Origin of the sequence: Vibrio sp. 1F169 (genome assembly GCF_041439605.1) — a bacterium.
Taxonomy (GTDB): Bacteria; Pseudomonadota; Gammaproteobacteria; order Enterobacterales; family Vibrionaceae; genus Vibrio; species Vibrio tasmaniensis_A.
Map to the genome: position 1 here is coordinate 110,143 of NZ_JBGOOI010000001.1, position 21,173 is coordinate 131,315.

The 21,173-nt window shown below is 44.8% G+C and carries 18 protein-coding genes; 5 read left to right on the forward strand and 13 right to left on the reverse strand.

Annotation, left to right across the window (positions count from 1 at the left end; all coding sequences use genetic code 11):
• Nucleotides 1-103: 103 nt before the first annotated feature.
• The 6 genes from cmk to ACED53_RS00525 form a co-directional block, all read right to left on the reverse strand.
• Nucleotides 104-784, reverse strand: a complete 681-nt coding sequence (cmk, locus tag ACED53_RS00500) for a (d)CMP kinase (protein WP_009847140.1) — start codon at nucleotides 782-784, stop codon at nucleotides 104-106.
• A 278-nt stretch (nucleotides 785-1,062) separates the two neighbouring features.
• Complete coding sequence (gene kdsB / locus ACED53_RS00505; protein ID WP_009847141.1) at nucleotides 1,063-1,809, reverse strand: 3-deoxy-manno-octulosonate cytidylyltransferase; 747 nt, start codon at nucleotides 1,807-1,809, stop codon at nucleotides 1,063-1,065.
• On the reverse strand, nucleotides 1,809-1,988 hold the full coding sequence (locus ACED53_RS00510) for a Trm112 family protein (RefSeq protein WP_004736429.1): 180 nt from the start codon (nucleotides 1,986-1,988) through the stop codon (nucleotides 1,809-1,811). The genes kdsB and ACED53_RS00510 overlap by 1 nt, the downstream gene beginning before the upstream one ends.
• A complete protein-coding gene (lpxK, locus tag ACED53_RS00515) occupies nucleotides 1,969-2,976 on the reverse strand; it encodes a tetraacyldisaccharide 4'-kinase (RefSeq protein WP_017101615.1) in 1,008 nt (335 codons plus the stop codon). Before lpxK ends, ACED53_RS00510 begins: the two co-directional genes overlap by 20 nt.
• Before the next feature lie 14 nt (nucleotides 2,977-2,990).
• Nucleotides 2,991-4,739, reverse strand: coding sequence for a lipid A ABC transporter ATP-binding protein/permease MsbA (msbA, locus tag ACED53_RS00520; RefSeq protein ID WP_009847143.1), 1,749 nt, complete (start codon nucleotides 4,737-4,739; stop codon nucleotides 2,991-2,993).
• Between the two features lie 31 nt (nucleotides 4,740-4,770).
• Nucleotides 4,771-6,903 carry a DNA internalization-related competence protein ComEC/Rec2 gene (locus tag ACED53_RS00525; protein WP_371692538.1) on the reverse strand — a complete coding sequence of 711 codons (2,133 nt, stop codon included), beginning with the start codon at nucleotides 6,901-6,903 and terminating at the stop codon, nucleotides 4,771-4,773.
• A gap of 215 nt (nucleotides 6,904-7,118) precedes the next feature.
• Here ACED53_RS00525 and ACED53_RS00530 point away from each other — a divergent pair, with 215 nt between their 5' ends.
• Entirely contained in the window at nucleotides 7,119-7,631 is a 513-nt protein-coding gene (locus ACED53_RS00530) for a DUF2062 domain-containing protein (RefSeq protein ID WP_009847146.1), read from the forward strand.
• A gap of 214 nt (nucleotides 7,632-7,845) precedes the next feature.
• On the opposite strand, the gene lolE is transcribed toward ACED53_RS00530, so the two are convergent.
• The 3 genes from lolE to lolC are packed head-to-tail and all read right to left on the reverse strand — an operon-like array spanning nucleotide 7,846 to nucleotide 10,984.
• On the reverse strand, nucleotides 7,846-9,090 hold the full coding sequence (gene lolE, locus ACED53_RS00535) for a lipoprotein-releasing ABC transporter permease subunit LolE (RefSeq protein WP_017101613.1): 1,245 nt from the start codon (nucleotides 9,088-9,090) through the stop codon (nucleotides 7,846-7,848).
• A complete protein-coding gene (lolD, locus tag ACED53_RS00540; protein WP_009847148.1) occupies nucleotides 9,091-9,783 on the reverse strand; it encodes a lipoprotein-releasing ABC transporter ATP-binding protein LolD in 693 nt (230 codons plus the stop codon).
• On the reverse strand, nucleotides 9,776-10,984 hold the full coding sequence (gene lolC, locus ACED53_RS00545) for a lipoprotein-releasing ABC transporter permease subunit LolC (RefSeq protein WP_032499387.1): 1,209 nt from the start codon (nucleotides 10,982-10,984) through the stop codon (nucleotides 9,776-9,778). The genes lolD and lolC overlap by 8 nt, the downstream gene beginning before the upstream one ends.
• Before the next feature lie 226 nt (nucleotides 10,985-11,210).
• Here lolC and ACED53_RS00550 point away from each other — a divergent pair, with 226 nt between their 5' ends.
• The 4 genes from ACED53_RS00550 to ACED53_RS00565 all read left to right on the forward strand — a co-directional run bounded on the left by ACED53_RS00550 (nucleotide 11,211) and on the right by ACED53_RS00565 (nucleotide 16,761).
• Nucleotides 11,211-11,780, forward strand: coding sequence for a hypothetical protein (locus ACED53_RS00550; protein ID WP_009847150.1), 570 nt, complete (start codon nucleotides 11,211-11,213; stop codon nucleotides 11,778-11,780).
• 6 nt (nucleotides 11,781-11,786) lie between these two features.
• A complete protein-coding gene (gene mfd / locus ACED53_RS00555) occupies nucleotides 11,787-15,248 on the forward strand; it encodes a transcription-repair coupling factor (RefSeq protein ID WP_017101611.1) in 3,462 nt (1,153 codons plus the stop codon).
• A gap of 63 nt (nucleotides 15,249-15,311) precedes the next feature.
• On the forward strand, nucleotides 15,312-16,079 hold the full coding sequence (locus ACED53_RS00560) for a peptidoglycan binding protein CsiV (RefSeq protein ID WP_017101610.1): 768 nt from the start codon (nucleotides 15,312-15,314) through the stop codon (nucleotides 16,077-16,079).
• A gap of 136 nt (nucleotides 16,080-16,215) precedes the next feature.
• Nucleotides 16,216-16,761: a GNAT family N-acetyltransferase gene (locus tag ACED53_RS00565; RefSeq protein ID WP_012604406.1), complete on the forward strand. Its 546-nt coding sequence runs from the start codon at nucleotides 16,216-16,218 to the stop codon at nucleotides 16,759-16,761.
• Between the two features lie 110 nt (nucleotides 16,762-16,871).
• On the opposite strand, the gene ACED53_RS00570 is transcribed toward ACED53_RS00565, so the two are convergent.
• The 4 genes from ACED53_RS00570 to lpoB all read right to left on the reverse strand — a co-directional run bounded on the left by ACED53_RS00570 (nucleotide 16,872) and on the right by lpoB (nucleotide 21,108).
• Entirely contained in the window at nucleotides 16,872-18,161 is a 1,290-nt protein-coding gene (locus ACED53_RS00570; protein WP_017096883.1) for an NAD(P)/FAD-dependent oxidoreductase, read from the reverse strand.
• A gap of 627 nt (nucleotides 18,162-18,788) precedes the next feature.
• Nucleotides 18,789-19,328 (reverse strand): alpha/beta hydrolase YcfP, encoded by a 540-nt coding sequence (gene ycfP / locus ACED53_RS00575; protein ID WP_012604408.1) that lies wholly within the window; start codon nucleotides 19,326-19,328, stop codon nucleotides 18,789-18,791.
• A gap of 96 nt (nucleotides 19,329-19,424) precedes the next feature.
• Complete coding sequence (locus tag ACED53_RS00580) at nucleotides 19,425-20,291, reverse strand: phosphotransferase (RefSeq protein WP_017101609.1); 867 nt, start codon at nucleotides 20,289-20,291, stop codon at nucleotides 19,425-19,427.
• Nucleotides 20,292-20,517: 226 nt separating this feature from the next.
• Complete coding sequence (lpoB, locus tag ACED53_RS00585; protein WP_009847157.1) at nucleotides 20,518-21,108, reverse strand: penicillin-binding protein activator LpoB; 591 nt, start codon at nucleotides 21,106-21,108, stop codon at nucleotides 20,518-20,520.
• Nucleotides 21,109-21,173 lie beyond the last annotated feature (65 nt).

Here is a 21,173-nt window from a genome sequence, read left to right on the forward strand (position 1 = left end):
TTAATCTTCAATAATTAAACGTCCATGGGTATCCTACCGCATGGGGTTGATAAATTCGCCGGTCATCATCCTTGCGACCAACGTTCGTACTAGCTCGGCGAAATTACCCAGCCAGTTTCGATTCAATATAGTGTAGTGCTTTTTCGACTACCTGCTCAATATTCATTGAGGTGGAATCAAGCACTAGAGCATCCTCTGCAGGGCGAAGTGGCGCCACTGGGCGATTACGATCTCGATCGTCTCGCTCTTGGATCTCGCTCAAAAGGTCGTCAAATTTAACATCTAACCCCTTCTGTTGCAACTGTTTAAGGCGACGACTCGCGCGCTCTTCAGCACTTGCATCTAAAAATATTTTCGCTTCAGCTTCAACAAATACAACGGTTCCCATGTCACGACCGTCTGCAACTAAACCAGGAGCTGCGCTAAAAGCACGTTGACGACGTAACAGTGCTTCACGAACGCGAGGTAAAGCAGCGACTTTTGAAGCCGCCATGCCCGTCTCTTCTTTACGAAGTTCACCAGACACATCTTCGCCTTCTAAGATAACCTTCACTAGCTCACCTTCAGCGATAAACTGAACATCTAAGTGAGTTGCAAGCGGTACTAAAGCATCTTCTGATTCAGTATCCACGCCATGGTGAATTGCCGCTAAAGCCAATACGCGATAGATCGCGCCTGAGTCTAGAAGATGAAAGCCTAGCTTATCTGCTAGTAACATACACAGGGTACCTTTACCTGCACCACTTGGTCCATCAACCGTAATCACTGGGCTTTGAGAAGGCATCTTTTACTCCACGTTTTGTCGTAAGTTTTATTCTGTACTAGCGATTCGCCACTACTTTATAGGCGGCATATTATAGAGAAAATTTGCAAGTCGAGCGAGGTAAATCTCAGATAATTCCGGGGTGATGCTACAGAAACCCATGCAACCAACTCAATATCCGTTAACTTAGATAAATAAGGCTGTCATCCGCTTCTCTTTAGGCATAAAAAAGCCTCGCGATAAGCAAGGCTCATGATTTTGCATTTTTGTAGAGCAAAGAAGTAGTCGCTAAAAGACGCTTAGCCAATAATAGCTCGAACCGCTTCTAGGTCTTCTGGCGTATCAACACCAGCTGCAGGTGCTTCTGCCGCAACGTCTACATGGATTTTTTCACCGTACCAAAGTACACGTAGCTGCTCTAGGCACTCAATACGCTCAAGGGTACTTGGTTCCCAATTGATATAGGTATTAATAAAACCCGCACGGTAAGCGTAAATGCCAATGTGACGAAGCAGTGGAGATTCAGCAGCTGTACCATTGTTCGCGTAAGCATCGCGATCCCAAGGAATAGTAGCTCGGCTAAAGTACAGGGCATACCCATCTTTGTCGGTCACAACTTTTACGGCGTTAGGATTAAACACTTCGTCAGCATGTGTAATTTCCACACCGAGTGTTGCCATCGGAGCTGTACTGTTCGCAAGGTTGTTCGCGACCTGATTAATGATCGCAGGTGGGATAAGTGGCTCATCACCTTGAACATTCACGATAATATGATCATCTGGAATCTTCATAACTTCAATCACTTCAGCTAGACGCTCAGTGCCTGATTCATGATTCGGTGATGTCATACAAACGGTCGCGCCAAATGCTTTGGCCGCTTTTTCAACTCGAGCGTCGTCGGTAGCGATAATAACGTTATCGGCACCCGCCTTCATTGACTGTTCGTATACCCATTGAATCATCGGCTTGCCACCAATGTCAGCCAGTGGCTTACCTGGTAAACGGCTCGATTGGTATCTTGCAGGTATAACAACCGTATAAGACATTACTTACCCTCATCCATTGAAACGGTGCGAGCTTCAGGTTCTAAAAGAACAGGAATACCCTCTTTAATTGGGTAAGCAAGGCGATCAATTTTACAAACAAGCTCTTGCTTATCCTTGTCAAAAGTTAGTTTACCTTTACATACAGGGCAAGCAACGATCTCAAGTAGACGGTGATCCATAGTATTCCATAACCTCTTTTATTCTTTTTAAAATTTGCTGTTGCGAATCTTCATCAAACTGCGCAGAAACTGGAAGATACCACCAGTTATCTTGCGCATATTCTTCGCATTTTACAGCGTCTTTTTCTGTCATAATCATATTCATACCTTTTTTTGCCAAGGCATGAAGTTCATCTTTATCAAAATCTTGATGGTCAGCGAAGCCCTGCGTGTAAACCACGTCACCATCAAGGTTTTCCAATGTTTTGAAAAAGCGTGGTGGGTGACCGATACCAGCAAAAGCCACCAGCTTCTGTAATTCTGCCACAGACCTTTTCTGACCCGTCTTCAGGTTAACCGCTTGGCTTGGAAGCAAAGACATCGAGAACTCTCGCCCGTGCGCTTTACCGCCATTATTAACCAAAAAGTCTACGTCATCTAAACGAGATATAGGCTCTCTTAATGGGCCCAAAGGAATTAGGCACTCACTACCAAAGCGTCTCGCACCGTCGATAACAGCAAATTCAATATCGCGTTCAAGTGCATAATGCTGAAGGCCGTCGTCAGTGATGATGACATTAACCCCTTCGCTCAGCAAAGCCTTTACTGCGTTTGCGCGCACAGGGTCAACCGCTACAGGCGCACCAGTTCGCTTACGAATCAAACGAGGCTCATCACCAGAGTGCTCTGCTGGCGTGTTTTCATCCAACACTAACGGATAGTTTGGTGCTTTCGCCCCATAACCTCGAGAAACAACGCCGGGCTTAAAGCCGTGAGCCTGAAGCATCTCTACCAACCAAATCACAACTGGTGTTTTGCCATTGCCGCCAGCGGTAATATTACCAACAACAATCACGGGTAAAGGTGGGCGATAGGTCTCTTTTTTCCCCGATAGATAAGCATCACGACGTTGACCGCTGATCATTTTGAACAACAGACTCAATGGCCATAATAGCGGCCAGAGAAAGTATTTTAATGGGTGATTGTTAAACCAAATTTTTTCGATCACAACAAGACCTAATCTTATCCGCTGAACTGAATTCGGTGTAGTTGTGCATAAGCGCCATCAAGGGCGATGAGCTCGGCATGTGCACCTCTTTCTACAATATGCCCATCATCAACCACAAGTATCTCATCAGCTTGCTCGATAGTAGAAAGTCGGTGTGCGATAACGAGTACTGTTTTGTCTTTCTGCAGCTCTTCTAACGCAGATTGAATCGCTCTTTCTGACTCGGTATCCAATGCAGATGTCGCCTCATCAAGGATCAAAACAGGTGCATCTCTCAATAGAGCACGTGCAATCGCGATACGCTGTCTTTGACCGCCAGACAGGCTCGCGCCATTTTCGCCAACAACCGTATCGATGCCATTTTCCATGCCTTCGATAAACTCACTTGCATGCGCAAGTTTAGCCGCGTGTTCGATCTGTTCACGTGAATACTGTTCTTCAGCTGCGTAAGCGATGTTGTTCGCAACCGTATCGTTAAATAGGTGCACATTCTGGGAAACAAGAGCGAAGTGCTCACGTAGATTTCTTAATTCATAATCACGAATGTCGTGACCATCAAGCTCAATAGAGCCAGAGTCTACGTCATAAAAACGAGTAAACAGGTTCGCAATGGTACTCTTACCCGAACCTGAACGGCCGACAAGTGCGACTGTCTTGCCTTTCGGTATATTAAAACTGACCTTATCAAGCGCTGCTTTCTCTGCACCTTGGTAGGTAAATGTCACATCTTTTACTTCGACTTCACCCGCTACGGTTTCAGGCTTCAACGTACCTTTATTTTGTTCCGTATCTAGATCCATCAAACCAAATAGGGTCGTACTCGCTGCCATACCACGTTGGAATTCAGACGTTACGTTAGTCAGAGCTTTTAGTGGGCGTAGTAAACCAAACATCGCCGAGAACACAACAGTGAACGTACCAGGAGTAAGCTCTGCTTTAATTGAATCAACACTAGCAAGAAATAGAACAACTACGATTGCAAGTGATGCAATCATCTGAATAATTGGGTTAGCGGCCGCTTGAGCAGTGATTAGCTTCATGCTTTGTTGGCGCATTTGGTTACTAACTTGGTCAAAGCGGTGTTTTTCTAGATCTTGTCCGCCATACGTTAGAACGACTTTATGTCCTTTCAGCATTTGTTCTGCAGAAGAAGCGACGTGACCCATACTGGTTTGCATGTTCTTAGAGATCTTTCTGAATCGCTTCGATACGATACTGATTGCCCACGCGACAAGAGGGGCGACAGCGAACAACACCAAAGACAACTGCCAACTATTCCAGAACATCAGCGTCAACAGGCCAATAATACTTGCACCTTCACGGACAATACTGACTAATGCTTTACTGGTTGCCGCAGAGACTTGCTCTGAATCGTAAGTAATTCGAGATAGCAGCGCACCAGTCTGTTCTTTATCAAAAAAAGAAACTGGCATATGCATAAAATGGCTGAATATTTTACGTCGAATTTCCATGACCACATTGCCTGAAACCCAGCTCAAACAATAAGTTGAAACAAAGCCACTGATGCCACGAACGAACATCATGACAAAGATAATGAGAGGGAGCGTACGTAAAAAGTCAGATTCTGCATTACCAAAGCCTTCATCAAGTAACGGCTTTAGTAAGGAAATCATGTAGGTATCAGTGACAGCATTTATAATAAGCGCAATAACCGCAACACCAAGGCCGGCCTTATATAGTCGAATATAAGTCCAAAGTCTTTTAAATGTGACCCAGGTAGTTTCATCTGTTTGTGTTGACATAGAATCGCTTAATTTTCTCACAATAATCTTCCTATTCTACTCCCTTACGAAGCATCTGCCTATACCACTGTCTGCCTTGTTGTTCTCTAATCTCATGATATTGCCAACCTTCTTGACCAATACTGATGGTTATTTGGCCGCTTTCTCCAGTATCAAGCCAAGCACTCCCTGCGTCGTGATAACGTTCAATAACGGATTCACTCGGCATCCCCCATTGATTGCCTTTGGCCAAAGAAGCGATCGCTAACTGAGGTGAAACGGCCTCAATAAAACTGGCGATCGAAGACGTATTGCTACCATGATGAGGAACAAGAATTACGTCACTTCGAAGCCGTTCGCCTTCGCGTGCAAGTAACCACTCACTGACCAATTCAATATCACCAGTAAGTAACATCGAGAACTCTAGAGCGGGGTCAAAAAGCCTGACCACGCACGAATGTGGGTTATACGCCCTCTTCACTTGTTTGGGAGGCCACAAGACCTCAAAAGCAACCCCTTGCCAAGTCCATACTTCTCCTAAAATACATGCTTGAATATTTGACGATTCTTGAATCGTAGATTGTCCTTGTTGACTGATATTCTGACTGGCTCTTACCCACTTAGGGTTGTAATTTTCAAGTAACGACGGATAGCCACCAGCGTGGTCAGAATCGAAATGACTCACTATTACACCCTCCAACTCATGAATTCCCCTCTGATTCAAAGTAGGAATAAGTAAGGATTCGACAATGGAACCTCCTGGCCATGCGTTACCAAGATCGTAAACAACAATCTGATTGTTCTTTTCTAAGAGCAAAGACAACCCGTGACCAACATCCAAGATATCGATAGTTAGTTTGTCTTGTTGAGGCTTGCCGAACTCCCACCACAGTACAAACACGGTAATAATCAATATAGATAGTGCTCGCTTGAAATATCGACTGACAAAACCGAAAAACAAGATGAGGAATACAGACAACTCAATCGTGTGATTATCCACTTGAAACCAAAATCGTTCAGAGAAAGGAAGACTAAATACGAGAGGCTCAAGCGATAAGTCGACCAACATCCATAATTGTTCAGACAAACCATTGTTGAATGTAGTTAAGCCAACGCCACCTGATACTGGCGCCAATATTAAGCTAAAGAACATTGCCAGGAACAATAGTGGAATAACCACCATCGACACCCAAGGTAAAAGGAGCAAGTTGTAGAAAACAGAGACTAAGCTGACCCCATTAAAGAACAGCATCGAAAAGGGAGCAATCAGGAATGTCAGCATTAACTGAATCTTGAAGAGGTGCAGTGCTCGGTCGATAAATGTTGAGTTTGAATCGGATGACTGACTATTTAACGCAATGTAAAGAACGGCACCTAACGCACCAAAAGACAACCAGAAGCTACTCGATAATGCTGAAAATGGCCAAATTAGCAGAACCACGCACAGACTTAAGGCGACATACCGAAACAAACTGATATTTTGCCCACGCCACAAGAAATAGCTGGCGATAATACACATCACCAAAGCTCTCAAGGTGGGCAGCGTGAACCCAGCAAACCAACTGTAGAAATAGGCTAAGCCGACTCCGAATATTGTGGGCAACCAAAGAAGTGAAGATGATAGTAACCTGAATACCTTTCCTACTTGATAGCCGATACCAAAGGCAATCCCAATATGCAGCCCCGAAATAGCCATCAAGTGAATCAAACCACTGCTTTTAAGTAAGTCCCAACGCTGAGAGTGAATAAGGTCTCGATAACCAAAACTCAAAGCCATAATGAGGTCTTGATTTGCCAGTTGACTTAACCTTTCAAGACTGTTTTCAAACCAATAGGACCGTAAGTTGCTATTGGTATGAATACGATACTTTGTATTAGATCTGTAAATTGCATTGGCAACCACACCTGCGCTAAACAGATACTTTTCTAAATCAAAGCCTGCTTCATTGAGTTTGCCCCATACAGGCTTTATATACACAGATAAATTGACATCATCTCCGAGTGTTAACTTAAAAGGAGTAAACAAACGTAATTTTATTAATTGAGGAAAGATTAATTTTTCGCCGCCAATTGATCTAGCTACTATTACGCTTTCAAAACCGTGGCTATTTTCACTAAAAAGGCTAACAACCGAAGCATTTATGGTAGTATTCTGCCCTGATTGAAATAAACGACTCGTTTGTATTTCAATTACATTCCCTAGGCAGATAACTAGTATCAATGCTGTTGCTAGACCTCTTGCACTCCGGAAAACGCTATACTTTGTTGATGCTAGTAGTAACAACAGCATCAATGGTGCCCAAACCCAATGAGGCATCACAGGCCAGAAGCTGGCAGACACAACTGTCGCAGCAAATGAAATCAAGAACCAAGTGTTAAACAAGAGAGTAGCTTCCTCCTATGCCAAGAAAGTTTATCAAACGATTTATGCCTGACCATGAGCTAATCAAGCGTCAGAAAGCATTGAAAGTTTTTGGCAATGTTTTGTACAACCCCAACTTATGGTGTCTTAATCGTCGCTCTGCGGCTGGCGCATTCGCTGTTGGGTTATTCATGGCGTTTGTCCCTCTACCAAGCCAAATGATTATGTCTGCAGGCCTTGCTGTCGCATGTGGCGTTAACCTACCTTTGGCTGTCGCACTTGTTTGGATCAGTAACCCGGTCACTATGCCCGTTCTCTTCTACTTTGCTTATAAAGTCGGGGCGTTTGTTATGCATGTACCACCTCAAGCCTTCCATTTCGAATTGTCTTGGGACTTCATCTTGGCGCAAATGAATACAATCGGGCCTCCTTTCTTACTGGGTTGCCTGATTTGTGGCGTGGTTTCAGCAATGATTGGCTACTTTGGTATTCGCGGGTTATGGCGTTACTCAGTAGTAAGAAGTTGGAAGAAGCGTCAAGCAAGGTACTGACAACTTTTCCTTGTCGTTCAATCTATCCTTGTATGCGCTTCACTTAAACCGCACACAAGTTAAAGTCAGATGAACCGCAGAACTCTGCAATATTGGGATGTAACCACAGTCGTAAAGAATGCAGATTGAATTCAAAAAAAAAAGGATCCCATCAGGGATCCTTTTTTGTGTATGCCATTTGTCTATCATGCTACATGACGTATTACTAAGCGCATTACTTCGAGCTAAGCACCGAGGCAGGGTTTAACTTGGCTGCTCGTGATGCTGGGTACCATGTCGCCAATAGGCTCAATACAATCGCTGTACCTGAAACCACAATAACATCCGTCATATCGAGTTGTGATGGCAAGAAGTCGACAAAATAGATGTCACCGGACAAGAACTGGTGATCTACTAGCCTTTCAAGCCCTTTGATAAGTGTCGTGAGATTAAGCGCCACTAACACGCCTATTACACTGCCCACCAAACTACCTAACACACCGGAGAATACGCCCTGCCAAACGAAAATGCGTTTCACAAGGCCGTCCGATGCGCCCATGGTTCTTAAAATCGCGATCTCTGATGCTCTGTCTTTTACTGCCATCATTAATGTCGAGACAATATTGAAACAAGCAACACCAATAACCAGTACCATCACCAGATACATAATGGTGCGAACCAACTGAATATCTCGATACAAGAAGCCAAACTTCTGTTGCCAGCTTCGTAGATACACATACACATCAAGCTGGTTACCCACCTCACGCACAATAGAGTTCGCATTCAGAACATCGGTCACTTTTAAAGAAACCCCTGTCACTGCCTCGCCTAGGTTTGCGTAAACTTGCGCATCGCCGATCGGGATCAAAGCTAAGCTGTGGTCAATTTGGCCATTAAGCGTCAGCAAGCCAACCACTTTAACTCGAACACGTTTAGGTGCTTGAACCTTAACCGACCCATTCACCGTCGGGATCATCAGAGTCAGGTAATCACCGACTTTCGCGCCAAGTACATTGGCCACACCAGAGCCCAAAATGATTTGTTGTTGCCCTGCCTTAAAATCGCTCCAAGCTTGCTTATCGATAAAACTCGATAGGCTCGATACTTGTTGCTCAAGTTGTGGGTCAACGCCGCGAACTTCAATTGCTTTCAACTCTTTGCCTTTTTCGGCAAGCGCGGTAATTTTCACATAAGGCGCAGCAGCAACGACTTTATCGTGCTTTACCGACTCCTCAATCACATGCTCCCAGCGAGTTACTGGTTTATTCACGCCCTCAAACTCACCGTGAGGAATGACAGAAAGTACTCGTGATTGAAGCTCTCGCTCAAAACCATTCATTGCAGATAAGCCGATAATGATTACCGCGACACCAACAGCAATACCAATTGTCGAAGACAAGGAGATGAACGACACCATTTTGTCTCGTTGTTTCGCCCGGCTAAATCGGCCGCCTATCAATAGAGATAAAGAAGAAAACACTTAGCTCTCCTCTTTTTCTACGTTGACCAGTAAACCATCTTGCATGTGAAGTTGGCGATCCATCTTACCGGCAAGTTCACCATCGTGAGTCACAACCAAAAAGGCAGTATCGTACTCACGGTTCAGTTCGCGCATTAAGTCGTAAATAGAAAGTGCTGTGTTGTGGTCTAGGTTACCAGTCGGCTCATCCGCCAACACTAGCGCAGGCTTGTTCACCAATGCACGAGCAATTGCCACTCGTTGCCTCTCACCACCTGAAAGTTCTGAAGGTCGGTGGTCAACACGATGACTTAGCCCCACTTTATCAAGTAGCAACTGTGCTTCTTGTTTAGCTTTCGCTGGCTTCTCTCCACCTATCAACAACGGCATTGCTACGTTTTCTAACGCTGAGAAATCAGAAAGAAGATGATGGAATTGATAAACAAAGCCAAGATGCTGGTTGCGAAGCTTAGCCTGCTTATTCGAACTCAAAGACGCTAAGTCTTGTCCGAGAAAGCTGACACTACCATCAGAAGCATCATCCAACGCCCCTAAAATATGCAATAGCGTACTTTTACCTGAACCGGATGTACCAATGATTGCGACTAGCTCACCCTTTTCTATTTCGAAGCTGACGCCCTTGAGAACCTCAGTATCTAACGAGCCTTCACGGTACGTTTTACGGATATCATTACATTGAAGAAAATTACTCATAACGAAGGGCCTCAGCAGGTTTCACAGACGATGCACGATAAGAAGGGAAGACAGTGGCAATCAAGCTAAGTGCAATAGCCAGAACCACAACAACGGCGATTTGAATTGGGTTAATTAAAATTGGCAACTGTCCACCAAATGAAAACAGAGCAACACCCATCGCCTCTAAAATAGTATTGAGGTTCGAAGCTAAAATCACGCCCAGGATGCCACCAGATAATGCGCCGATCACACCACTACTTGCACCTTGAACCATAAAGATCCCCATGACTTGACCATCACGCATACCTTGGGTTTTTAAGATGGCGACTTCGGACTGTTTCTCCATCACCACCATAATAAGCGCAGAAATAATGTTAAACGCAGCAACACCAATGATCAGCCCAAGCATCAAACCCATCATGTTTTTTTCCATTCGAACGGCTTGGAATAGCTCGCCACGTTGGTCTCGCCAATCGCTCCACACCCAACCTTCCGGTAGCGGTTGGTTTGATAGTTCTGCCACTTCAAATGGGTCATCAAAAAACAGTCGCCAGCCTGAAATCGTATCAGACTTATAACGCATCAATCGCCCTGCGTCTTTGATGTCGGTAACCATCAATTGAGCATCGATATCCGAACCCGTGTTAAAAATGCCAGCTACGGTAAAATTTCGCTGGCTTGGAATACGTCCTAACGGCGTGTATTGGCTGGCACTGGTCACCATTAAGCGAACTTTGTCGCCCATAGACACTTTCAAGTTTCTTGCTAATGTATGACCAAGGAAAAGCTGATACTGACCAGCCTTGAGTGAAGACAGTCTGCCAGCAATTAAATGATTCTGAAGAGGGTCATCGGAATTTGGCTCAATACCAATTAACAAGCCCGCAGATAACTGAGCAGGACTTTGGATCACCGCTTCACTACGAACAATAGGTTCTACGTGGCCATTGAGCGACATTTGCTCCGCAAAGCTAGGTGCTTGAGCAGAAAGTGACGTTGTGCCTCCTTGCTCGTAAACGACGGCTTGAGGAAGGACACCAAGAATTCGGTCTTTTAACTGCGCTTCGAATCCATTCATTACCGACAAAACAGTAACCAGAGACAGCACACCAATGGTAATTCCGGCTGTCGACATATAAGAAACAAAACGGCTAAAGCGATCACCTGAACGGCCTTTCAAATAACGCAGGCCAACAAACAATGAAATAGGATGAAACATACTTTGAACCATCTAAAGGAGATGCGGGTTAATGTAACGGGTATTGCCGTTACTGTGTAGGGGTTAATTGAAAATATAGGGTGAATTAACTCAATTAGTTAGGCTTGAAAAACAAACCTTGTCAAATAGCTAACTTTCAAACAACTATTTGAGACTTTCAATTAACTGACCTTGATTACTGCGGCCACATAGCGATAATCAATAGATCACTTCAAGGAACTAACGCATGACAGAACAAGAGTTTTTTACCGTTCACCACAGCCTTACCGCTAATATTGAGCCAATGGACAGTAACTTCGCTTTACCTTCTCAGATTCAGTTCGAATCGGAGATCCCTGCCCCTTTTGTTGTGGCAAGTGAGTTTAGCCAATTGGACCTGTTAGCCGACAGTGCTCGCAACGAACTGAAAAACAGCGACTTGAAGAATGTCATCAGTTTATTGGATGCACAGAACTCTAAATTAAACCTCTTGTTGAGCTTTATGTTATCGCAACAAGATGATGAACAATTTCGTACCCACACGTATTCATTTGGCGCGAGTCAGTTCTCGTGTTTTTCCAAAACAGATATCGAAGCGGGTCGCTTAGTTAAAGCCAAGCTCTTTATCGAGCACCCTGCCGCCGCTATCTATTGCTACGCGGAGGTCTTCGCTAGCGAACCTAAAGATTCAGGCTTCGAAATCAAATTCAAATATGCTCATCTTCGTGATACTGACCAAGACTTGTTGATCAAGGCTGCGCTCCATCAACAACAAAAGCTCTTACGTCAACGCTCTCTAGAACGAGATAACAAGTAAATAGACATGACAAAACAATCCATTTTCACACTACCTAAGCTCAAAGGTGCCGGTGACAAAAAGCACATCGGTAACCTAGTTGGTTCATCTCTCGCGCTTACTATCGCTAAACTAGCGGAGCAGCATAACAACCATACTTTACTTGCAGTGCCTGATCCTCAGATCGCACTCAAGCTTCAATCTGAAATTGAACAGTTTACGGCACATGAAGTCGCACTATTCCCAGACTGGGAAACACTGCCTTATGACAGCTTTTCTCCGCACCAAGAGATCATTTCAGATCGTATAGCACGCCTTTACGCACTGCCAACGCTAAAAGATGGCATCACGATCGTTCCGATCAGCACGTTATTGCAACGCCAGTCACCGCGCGACTTCTTACTACAACACACGTTAATGGTGAAAACAGGCGATCTCTATTCACTAGAGAAATTACGTCTGCAACTCGAAAAGTCGGGCTATCGCTATGTTGACCAAGTGTTTGGCCCGGGTGAATACGCTAGCCGTGGTTCTATTCTCGACCTGTTCCCAATGGGCAGCAAAGACCCGTATCGTATCGACTTCTTCGATGACGAGATCGACACGATCCGTACTTTCGATCCTGAAAACCAGCGCTCTATCGAAGACATCTCTGAGATTCGACTGCTGCCTGCTCACGAATTCCCAACCTCGGAAACAGCGATTGAAGATTTCCGTATTCGTTGGCGCCAACAGTTTGATGCGCGCCGTGAACCAGAATCGGTTTATATGCAGGTTTCTAAAGGCACGTGGCCTGCTGGTATTGAGTATTGGCAACCGCTGTTCTTCGAGCACACCGAAACCTTGTTCGATTATGTTGCCGATGAAGCGCAACTCCTGATTCTAGGTGATGTCGAGACTGCAGTAGATTCGTTCCTAACCGACGTTTCTCACCGATACGAGCAACGTGGCGTTGATCCACTGCGACCACTGCTGACACCTGAGCAACTTTGGTTGAAGAAAGACGAGCTGTTCGCACACTTCAAACAGAAGCCACAGGTCAACCTAAGCTTAGACACGATTGAAGAAAAAGCTGGGCGTACAAACCTTCCGGTTACGCCTCTGCCTGATCTCAGCGTTCAACATCAGAATAAAGAACCGTTGTCTAACTTAAGAAAGTTCACTGAAGCCTTCGATGGCAAGGTTGTTTTTTCGGTTGAGTCTGAAGGCCGCCGTGAAGCTCTAAGTGAATTGCTTCGAGGCATCAAAGTTCGTCCAAGCGAAGTTGAAAACCTCGACGCGGCAATTAAAGGTAAAGATAAGTTCACCCTGATCCTAGGTTCTGCTGAGCATGGCTTTATCCACGAAGAGCAAAACATCGCCCTTATCTGTGAAAGTGATCTATTGGGTGATCGCGTTGTTCAGCGTCGAAAAAAAGATAAGAAAAGCGTAAACAGCGACACCGTAATCCGTCACTTAGCGGAACTTAAACCGGGCCAACCGGTTGTTCACATTGACCACGGTATTGGTCGCTACATAGGCCTGCAGACCCTAGAAGCGGGTGGTATGAAAACCGAATACGTAACACTTGAGTATCAAAACGATGCCAAGCTCTACGTACCAGTTGCATCTCTGAACTTAATTGGTCGCTACTCTGGTGGTGCTGAAGATTTTGCACCGCTACATAAACTTGGCGGTGAAGCATGGCAGAAAGCTCGTAAGCGCGCCGCAGAGAAAGTCCGTGACGTCGCAGCCGAACTGCTCGATGTTTACGCCAAGCGTGAGCTTAAGCCGGGTTACAAATTTGTGCTCGATCGTGGTCAGTACGCAACCTTCAAATCTGGCTTCCCGTTTGAAGAAACCGATGACCAAGCGATGGCAATTAATGCGGTAATGTCTGATATGTGCCAAGCAAAAGCCATGGACCGCTTGGTGTGTGGTGATGTTGGTTTTGGTAAAACAGAAGTCGCAATGCGTGCCGCGTTCGTGTGTACCGATAACAGCAAACAAGTGGCCGTGTTAGTACCGACAACGTTACTTGCTCAGCAACACTTTGAAAACTTCCGCGACCGTTTCGCCAACTTGCCGATTCGTGTTGAGGTTCTGTCTCGATTCAAATCAGCCAAAGAACAGAAATCGATCATGCAAGATGTCGCCGACGGTAAGGTCGACATCTTAGTGGGTACTCACAAGTTACTTTCAAGTGACCTTCAGTTTAAAGACCTTGGCCTGTTGGTTGTCGATGAAGAGCACCGCTTTGGTGTGCGTCAGAAAGAAAAAGTGAAAGCAATGCGTGCGGATGTCGATATCCTAACGCTCACCGCGACGCCAATTCCACGTACATTGAACATGGCAATGAGCGGCATGCGTGACTTGTCAATCATCGCAACACCACCAGCACGACGCTTAGCAATAAAGACCTTTGTCCGTGAGAGTGATGACGCGATCGTCAGAGAAGCGGTACTTCGTGAAATCATGCGTGGTGGTCAAGTTTACTTCTTACACAACCAAGTAGACACGATTGAAAAGACGGCTGAGTCACTACAGAAACTGATTCCAGAAGCGCGTGTCACCGTGGCTCATGGCCAGATGCGAGAGCGCGAACTAGAACGCATCATGAATGATTTCTACCACCAGCGTTTTAACTTGCTAGTGTGTACAACCATCATCGAAACCGGTATCGACGTACCAACAGCCAATACCATCTTAATGGACAGAGCCGATAACCTTGGTTTAGCACAGTTGCACCAACTGCGTGGGCGTGTGGGTCGATCTCACCACCAAGCCTATGCCTATCTGCTAACACCTCCCCCGAAAGCAATGACCAAAGATGCGGTTAAGCGATTAGATGCCATAGCTTCACTTGAAGACTTAGGTGTAGGCTTTACACTAGCAACCCATGACTTAGAGATTCGTGGCGCGGGTGAGCTGTTAGGTGATGAACAGAGTGGTCAAATTCAATCGGTTGGTTTCACCTTGTACATGGAGATGCTTGAACAAGCAGTTGAAGCATTGAAAGAAGGGCGAGAGCCATCGCTTGATGACCTACTGCGTGAACAAACTGAAATTGAGATGCGCCTGCCTGCGCTATTGCCTGATGACTACATCCCAGACATCAATACACGTTTGTCTACTTATAAGCGTATTGCGAGTGTGAGTGACACCGACGAATTGGCAGAGTTGAAAGTCGAGCTGATTGATCGCTTCGGCCTTCTGCCGGATGCTACCAAGAACTTGTTGTCAGTTTCAGAGCTAAAATTAGCCGCGGCGTCTATCAAAGCGAAGAAAATTGAGGCTCATGATAAAGGTGGATTCTTAGAATTCTACCCGGATGCTGACATAAACCCGACCTACCTTGTTAAACTGTTGCAATCTCAACCGCAAAAGTTTTCAATGGAAGGACCAACAAAGTTCAAGTTTACGATACCATTGGTCGACAGACGGAAACGAATTCAATTTGTTAGTGATTTATTGGGCGAATTCAGACAGAACTTGCTGCCTTCGGCATAAGACCCAATCCACTTGCACATATAAATTATCCAGCCGGTAGTTCGGCTGGAAGACGGAGTAAAAATGAAAAGACTGATCCCACTGCTACTATTGTTCGTCTCACTGCCAAGTTTGGCGCAGAGACAATTTGATATAGAAGTGATCATTTTTAAGCGTGCTGTTGATGCAGAAAAAGTGAATGAATCTTGGCCAAACACACAGCCTCAGATTTCACTTGAGCGCGTAGGTTCATTTCAAGATACCCAATACCGAGCGAAGAAAGGCGTGCAGATGCTGCCTTACTCGGAATACAAGTTAACACCTCAGAAAGATAAGCTACGCAAACACGCAGGCTTTGAAGTTCTGATGCATACCGCTTGGCGTCAAGGCGACCAAGGCAAAAGCTCGGCACCGGTTTTCCATATTCAAGCCGGTAAAGACTTCTCTAAACAGTTTAATGCCGACAGTTCTGAGAAAGGTGCAGTAACTGCATCAAATCCGAATGGTTTTCAAGAAGAGACTATCGACAAGCCGCTTTACGAGTTAGACGGCAAGCTGCAAATCTACGTTCAGCACTATCTATATGCTGAAACGACATTGGATTTAAAAGCGCCGAGCGTTCGTGAAGTGACTCTACAAGAGCAAAAAATCGAGCTAGATTCACCTGTAAGTGGTGCAGAAAGTAACGTGCAAGTGGGTAATCTAACGGAGATTTCTCCGACGGTTGAAGTCCAAGAGTTTCTTAAGAGCTACCGCATGGACCAAAAACGTCGTATGCGCAGTACAGAAACTCACTACCTTGACCACCCACTTCTTGGAATGGTTATTCAAGTTCGACGCGTGGCGCAGTAAGTTACTTGCCGATTCGGCTATAATTATATAAATAATTCAATCCGCCCTCCTAGTGAGGGCGTTTTATTAAGTGCTATCTATCTTTATTCTGCACTGAATCCTTTGTTCAGTACTTACATGTAATTCGGTATTTCTTATGAGCCCTGACTTTCAGATAAATACTCAACACCTCAACCTAAAAATCATTGAAGCCTCAGACGCTCAAGAGTTTTCGCAACTGGTTAAATCCTCCCCGAGTTTATTGCCATGGCTCGACTGGTGCCACGACGAGTTTTCGACCGTCGAGGCCGAGAGATTCATTCTTGCGACTCGCTTAAACTGGGTTAAAGCCGATGCGTTTGGCTTTGGTATCTTCGAACGAAAAAGCGAAAAGTTAGTCGGCATGGTGGCCATAAATGAGCTTTACCACACCTTTAATATGGCAAGTTTAGGTTATTGGGTGGGTGATCAATTTCAGAGAAAAGGGATAGCGAAAGAAGCAATGCTTGCCCTATTTGAATTTTGCTTCGCAATGCTCAAGTTGACGCGTTTGGAGATTGTCTGCGATACAGAGAACCTACCCAGCCAAAAGCTGATCGAGAAATGTGGCGCTGAACGTGAAGCCATTGCAAAGAATCGCTTTATCTTTAACGGTAAACCGAAAGATGGCGTGGTTTATTCTGTGTTACCTCCATTATCTTAATTGCTTAATAGAGTAACAATCCGAAATAACACGTACTCGACACGATCGAAAAAGAGCTCCGAAGAGCTCTTTTTTATTATCAGCGTAATGACCTTAGAAGGCTTACCTGATTAGTGAAGCTTTAGGTTTGGACGAAGGACACGGTTAATACGACCCACCAACATCATCAGTGATGTTTTGATTAAGCCGTGAAGTGCCATCTGGTGCATTCGGTACAAAGAGATGTAAACCACACGAGCAATACGTCCCTCAACCATCATCGAACCTTTAGTCAGGTTACCCATCAAGCTACCTACTGTAGAGAAACGGCTTAGTGAAACCAGTGAGCCTTTATCTTTGTAGATGTAGTCTTTCAGGTCACGGCCGTTCAGCTTAGCGATGATGTTGCTAAATGCGCAGCTTGCCATTTGGTGAGCCGCTTGCGCACGTGGTGGAACAAACGAACCATCCGCTTGTGTACATTGCGCCAAATCACCGATAGCAAAGATGTTGTCATCAAGCGTAGTTTGCAGCGTGTTTTTGACAACCAACTGGTTGATACGGTTCGTCTCAAGACCACCGATGTCTTTCATGAAATCTGGCGCTTTAATACCAGCAGCCCATACCATGATCTGTGCTGGGATCTTCTCACCATCTTTGGTCGTTAGACCGTCAGCGTCAGCTTGTGTAACCATTGTCGTTGTACGCACGTTGACGCCAAGCTTAGTTAGCTCAGAATGTGCTGCGCTGGAAATACGAGGAGGTAGAGCTGGAAGAATACGCTCACCCGCTTCAACAAGGTTAACGTTCAGCTTGCTTGAATCTAGGTCGCCAAAACCGTATGTACGAAGCTCTTTCACAGCGTTGTGAAGCTCAGCAGACAGTTCAACACCAGTAGCACCCGCACCAACAATCGCAATGTCTACCGTACCTTGACCATTCTTAGCGTGCAGCTTTAAGAACTGGTTGTTCATTTCTGTACGGAAACGGTGTGCTTGCTCTGGGCTATCAAGGAAAATACAGTTGTCACGAACACCTGGGGTATTGAAGTCGTTTGACGTTGAACCTAACGCCATCACAAGAATGTCGTATTCAAGTTCGCGGCTTGGCATCAGTAACTCACCGTGCTCATCAGTCAACTCGCTCAACGCAATCACTTTACGTTCACGATCGATATCGTTCAGGCTGCCCATTTGGAAATCAAAGCAATGGTTTTTCGCGTGTGCGCGGTAGCTTAGCGCGTCAACACCTTCATCCAATGAGCCAGTGGCTACTTCATGAAGCAATGGTTTCCATAGGTGGCTTGCTTTACGGTCTACCAGAGTAATCTGGGCACGTTTCTTACGACCTAAAGTGCGGCCTAGCTTAGTTGCTAGTTCTAAACCACCAGCACCGCCGCCTACTACGATAATTTTTGTCACAATGACAATCCTCTACAAAATGAATAAATGGGGTTCGGCTCGATTACTCCAACCGATAAATTCTATGTATCTACTCGGCCTCAATTCCAAAGGCTGCGGCTCATTTGATGACTGTGATAATAAGTAACAACAGCTCACTGAGTAGTTAGAGGGATTACAAGCAACAAACATTGGTTTGTCACTTTGCTCACGAGGATGAAAAAGGTGTCTACCTGAGAGGCAGAGCACAAATTATGGGCAAGTTTTATCACTCGCTCTCAATTTTTTTTGACATTTATCAAAATATTTTGCTTTAGAACATTATATATAGCAAAAAGATGACCGCAACAAAAATCCTTACCCACAATGAGGATTCGTGACTGATTAGTTAACGTTTGCGCAAACTCATCGATAAAATCTATATGACTAGGGCACATTGACCTTTTCACGGTCAAATTTCGTTCGATATAAAAGCGTTTTAATCGCGGCAAGGGGGAAGTAGCCTGGTCATTCTAAGCAAATCTCCCTCAACAAAGAGTAAAACGCTTTTTGCGGGGTGCTCAGCTCGAACCCTTCGGGCATCGCTTGCTAATTTGGATAAAAAAACAGCACTCAATTGAGTGCTGTTTTATAAATTGGCGGTAATCCTTAAGCGTTTTTAAACGCCTTCATTGCCTGTAAGTGTTGAGAGATCTTTTTGAACTTATGACTCTCTTTTTCGTCCCAGACAACTTCGTAGTAATCTTCTAGAGCAGAAGCTGTTTTCGTATTGTCGTGAATTTCATCTTCACGAGAAAGCACCACTAAACAGCGTCCTTTGTTCTTCATACGATACTGAGCGACACACTTAGTCGCGATGTCTTCGTACTCTTCTGGGCGATCAATTCGACCTACCATGTTGTTCTCAGGGTGCAGATTAGGGTTGAACACCACCTGCTTAATCCCACATAAGAAACCAATACGCTCAGACCAAAAACCACCCAAACCTACACCACAAATGATTGGATGTGGATCATCGGATTGCTCTATCACTTTATGCACTTCTTTTAGCAAATGCTGCATATCGTGTTTTGGATGCAAAGTACTGTAGTTGATGAAACGAACGTCATCATCAATGAATTGCAACTGCAGTATTTTTTCGTGATTGCCCGGGCTTGTTGAGTCGAAGCCGTGTAGATAGATAATCATTGTACCTCCCCCATTGAATATTGGTACGTTTTGATCAATCTAACACGAAAAACAAGGTTTTAAAGGGAAGACCTCTGAAATTATATTTTTCACTTCCTAAACGTGATCATAGCTACATAAAGTGTGACTAAGAGCCTCGGCTTCACGCAGATAACTGTCATCGCCCCATAGCTGATGAGCAAGTAAATACCACAGCATTGCCATCATTTGGCTTCTTGGTAACCAGGCTTCTACTCCGTCAAGCCAAGATTGGGGATCATGGATACCTCTTAGCTGACAGTACTTATTAACAGCTTCTGTAACTGGTAATCGGGCAACAGCAATAGTCAGCGTAAGATCAAGCCTTGGGTCTGCTAGCGCTGCGTATTCCCAGTCAATGATCTTAATCCCATCGTGGTTCTTAACAAGGTTATAGCCACCGAGATCAAAATGACACAAAGACAGGCCTACACTTGGGATACTTGGAGCCACGCGCCACTCTTGATAAATCTTAGTGCAGGTTTCAGTCTTATGAACCGCATCAAGCTGAAGCCAGTAATGGTCAACTCGAGCCGTATAACTGAACGGTTGGAGCGGCAGTCGCGCAGTATTAACCAAATGCACCGAGATCAGCGTCTTCAGTAAATCATCCTGCTCTAGTCCTTCGTACAACGTCTCACCCGCGATCCATTCAACCAATAATCCTTGCTCATTGACCACTATCGGACTTGGGCCGATATCTAAGCGCTCAATAGCAGACAGTACTTGATACTCTTCATGGCGAGAGATGAAGAACGCTTTAGTGATGGGGGTAATCGGACGCCAAACATACGCGGTGCCATCGGCTAAAACCAATTTCCAACATCGATTAGTCAACCCACCTGTCAGTGTCTGTGCTCTGATTGGAGGCTCAGAAAAGTAGCCATCAAGAGAACTCAAACTGGTATCAAGAAGCTTTGCTTCAGACCAAGAAAAAATCGCCATATTTACTCCCTATAAACGTCTTAACTGCCCTATAAACGTCTTAATTTCCCTACAAAAAAGGCACTGACCAAAAGCCAGTGCCTCTTCATTAATACCAATCACAGCAAATAACATGTACTGCGTTGAGGCATGACTAAGCCAAGTTAATAGCACACTAAGCCATTTAAGAAGCTCAATAAGCTAAATTAAAAACTCAGTAAGCTAATTAGAAGCCAAGTAAACTGAATTAAAAGCCCAGCAAGCTCTTAGATTGTTGCTTACGGATTTCAGTTTCGTCAGCCCATTCAATCAAGCCTGACTCAAGATCCATTAGGCGCATGGTCATTTTGTAGTATACGTCTTCATCGCTGCCCGCTTTCTTAACGATGCTTGATAGGTTGCCGTACAACATGTACTGAGCACCAACCATTTTACCAAATTGGATTGCTGAGCTTTGATTTACAAGCTCATCGTTATTTTGGAAATTCAACTGTTCACGAACAGACTCTACACGGTCCATATCAACGAAACGGAACTTACCAGAGTTCAGCATTTTTGTACTGATAGTATCAGTGATTGACTCAGTATCGATGTGCTCACTTGTTTTGTTCTTGATTCGCTCTACGAACACGATTGGACGTTGCTCACGAGTAATATAAGACACAGAACCAGACGCCATCATGCTATCGACCATTTCGCCCGCAATCGTTTGAAGGTCAGTTGAACCGAAATCGATTGTCGTGGTTTCTACTGATTGTGCATCACCGTAGCTTACCTTGTTTGAACAACCGCCTAAAATAACCGCTAAACCTAGTAGCGCAATGACACTCTTTTTCATTTTGTTTCCTTAACTAATCACTAAGTGGGGTTACCCACTCTCTTAAATTTTTGTATTTTCGAATC

Coding starts and splice junctions, on each gene's coding strand:
- cmk (WP_009847140.1), bottom strand. CDS start 784: ATGCCTTCTCAAAGCCCAGTGATTACGGTTGATGGACCAAGTGGTGCA.
- kdsB (WP_009847141.1), bottom strand. CDS start 1,809: ATGTCTTATACGGTTGTTATACCTGCAAGATACCAATCGAGCCGTTTA.
- ACED53_RS00510 (WP_004736429.1), bottom strand. CDS start 1,988: ATGGATCACCGTCTACTTGAGATCGTTGCTTGCCCTGTATGTAAAGGT.
- msbA (WP_009847143.1), bottom strand. CDS start 4,739: ATGTCAACACAAACAGATGAAACTACCTGGGTCACATTTAAAAGACTT.
- ACED53_RS00530 (WP_009847146.1), top strand. CDS start 7,119: ATGCCAAGAAAGTTTATCAAACGATTTATGCCTGACCATGAGCTAATC.
- lolD (WP_009847148.1), bottom strand. CDS start 9,783: ATGAGTAATTTTCTTCAATGTAATGATATCCGTAAAACGTACCGTGAA.
- lolC (WP_032499387.1), bottom strand. CDS start 10,984: ATGTTTCATCCTATTTCATTGTTTGTTGGCCTGCGTTATTTGAAAGGC.
- ACED53_RS00550 (WP_009847150.1), top strand. CDS start 11,211: ATGACAGAACAAGAGTTTTTTACCGTTCACCACAGCCTTACCGCTAAT.
- mfd (WP_017101611.1), top strand. CDS start 11,787: ATGACAAAACAATCCATTTTCACACTACCTAAGCTCAAAGGTGCCGGT.
- ACED53_RS00560 (WP_017101610.1), top strand. CDS start 15,312: ATGAAAAGACTGATCCCACTGCTACTATTGTTCGTCTCACTGCCAAGT.
- ACED53_RS00565 (WP_012604406.1), top strand. CDS start 16,216: ATGAGCCCTGACTTTCAGATAAATACTCAACACCTCAACCTAAAAATC.
- ycfP (WP_012604408.1), bottom strand. CDS start 19,328: ATGATTATCTATCTACACGGCTTCGACTCAACAAGCCCGGGCAATCAC.
- ACED53_RS00580 (WP_017101609.1), bottom strand. CDS start 20,291: ATGGCGATTTTTTCTTGGTCTGAAGCAAAGCTTCTTGATACCAGTTTG.
- lpoB (WP_009847157.1), bottom strand. CDS start 21,108: ATGAAAAAGAGTGTCATTGCGCTACTAGGTTTAGCGGTTATTTTAGGC.